Annotated in this window: 1 protein-coding gene and 1 pseudogene; both read left to right on the forward strand. The window is 41.2% G+C overall.

Features of this window, described 5'->3' with window-relative positions; translation table 11 throughout:
* Nucleotides 1–70: 70 nt before the first annotated feature.
* Nucleotides 71–1,168: pseudogene (gene dcm, locus QT979_RS28735) on the forward strand (DNA (cytosine-5-)-methyltransferase); the annotation flags it as partial.
* A 318-nt stretch (nt 1,169–1,486) separates the two neighbouring features.
* Complete coding sequence (locus QT979_RS28740) at nt 1,487–1,969, forward strand: hypothetical protein (RefSeq protein WP_333213743.1); 483 nt, start codon at nt 1,487–1,489, stop codon at nt 1,967–1,969.
* Nucleotides 1,970–2,253: the final 284 nt, after the last annotated feature.

The raw sequence follows: 2,253 nt of genomic DNA on the forward strand, positions 1-2,253 counted from the left end.
TCTGACCAGTTTTTTTTCAACAATTCTCTAAAAGCCTCTTGACAAAAGACTTACAGTCTTAACTTGTCACCAATGGCCTGAACATGAAATTTTACTAGCGGGATTTCCTTGTCAGTCTTTCTCCTATGCTGGCAAAAAAGAGGGCTTTGGAGACACCAGAGGCACCCTATTTTTTGAGATTGCAAGGTTAATTGATACCTTTAAACCTCAAGCATTTATTTTCGAGAACGTGCGGGGGCTTGTCAGCCACGACGGCGGCAGAACCCTCGAAACTATTAAGGGCGAAATCAAAAGCCGAGGTTACAGCTTCGATTATTTCTTGCTTAACAGCTCTAACTTTAGCTTACCTCAGAACCGTGTCCGAGTTTACCTAGTAGGAATTTTAAATGCTTCGCCCCAATTTGGCTTAATTTCTGACTTAGGCCCAAAAGATTCGCATTCCTCTAGTCATCAACAGCTATCGTTCTTTTCCCCCTTAAGTCAACCTGTCACAGTTGCAGATATTTTGGAAGACAATCCCGATCCAAAATATGATTGTTCGCCAGAATTTGTTAATGCCTTGAAACAAATAGTTAACAATGATTTTAGCCGACTGCACGGTAGGCGGCTAATTGACTATCGTGGTGGTAATTCGATTCATTCTTGGGAACTGGGTTTGCGAGGCGAGTGCAGTTTAGACGAAATTGAATTAATGAATCTTTTTATCTTGAAAAGGCGCAATAAAGAATTTGGAGCTGACCAAGATGGCAAGCTATTAACTAAAGAGCAAATAGGTACTTTCTTTGCTCATCCCAATCTCGATGAAATTCTGGATTCCTTGGTAACAAAAAAGTACCTGCAACGGAACAACAATCAATACAAACCTGTATCAGGTAACTTTTCCTTTGAAGTCTATAAATTTCTCGATCCGCAGAAAATTTCTGTAACAATTGTTGCCAGTGATGCTAATAGATTAGGAGTTTACTATCATAACCGAGTTCGCAGGATTACTCCCCGCGAGGCGGCGCGGTTACAAGGTTTTTCCGATAGTTTTATGCTGCATCCTAATGATGATAAAGCTTATCATCAACTAGGTAATAGTGTAAGTATTAATGTAGTTAAAGCGGTTGCTCTAGAAGTTATCCAGAATGTTTTGTGTTCTACCAAACAAAAAGTTAGCTCCTGGTAAATTGGGAAGGGTGAGCCGAGTATTTACCCCCCCCGATCAATTAGCTTTGCGCTACAGGTTCCTTAGCCAAAAACTTCTCTAATTCCGCCAAAGCATCGCCATCAACCTTAGATCGGTGTTTTATTGGGTGGCATTAGAAACTATGCCTGCTCTAATTTTATCAAAATCAGCTTAGGCACTGGGAACACAAAGGAAAATAAAGTTTTCGGTGCTAAACAAGCGCAAGCTTTCAGGTTCAAAATCTATACCAATCGGCTGATTTTAGCAGAGGCAAATTATAACCTGAGTGAGACATTAACTAGAGAAGACTGTTCTAAGATGTTAGATGACGCGCAAGGAGAAGCAGTAATGATTTTACCTGCATCTGTTAAAAAGAAATGGAAACTACTGGCAACAGCCTTTATTTGTCCTCTAACACTAATTGGTGTTGGCATTCAGCAACAACCGCTTCAAGCACAACAAAATCCATCTAAGACTAATGTTGCTGCTTTGCCAGATGGTATTTACCTGTACGGAGATTCGCCACAGCCCAACCAAGTTCTTCAAAACTATATCGTGTTTCAACGCCAGAACGATCGCGTCGTTGGTGCAATCTACGCGCCGCGATCGGATTTTGCGTGCTTCACTGGTAAAATTCAGGGAAATACACTGTACGGGAAGGCAATCTCAGCCGGAAAAGTTCAAACAGTTGAACTCAATACTCAGTTAACAAATCTTCATTCTATCCGCACAATTAGCTCAAACGATCGCCGCATTCTTTCAACGTGCCAACAGACAGCGCGAGCTAACATATCCAGGTAAATCTTTTACCTAGCTCAAATGGTGCATGAGGCTGGCGGTGCGTTAAACTGCGTTAACCCACCCTACGAATTGAAAATTTCTCGTTTCTCGTTACCAGGCAGAGCCTGGTAATGAAGATCTAGAGGCTCTGCCTCCATTAAAAAATAGTACAAAATATGAGTTTTTACCGCCAACTTAAGGGCGCTGAAAAAAATCCGTTTGATTGACTAGACCTCTTGCGAAAGTCTCAGACGAGCGCTAGTTTGTCTTCAAAAAAAGTTCATAATTATAAATACCAGCGATCA

The organism is Microcoleus sp. w2-18bC1, from assembly GCF_036700365.1.
Taxonomy (GTDB): domain Bacteria; phylum Cyanobacteriota; class Cyanobacteriia; order Cyanobacteriales; family Microcoleaceae; genus Microcoleus.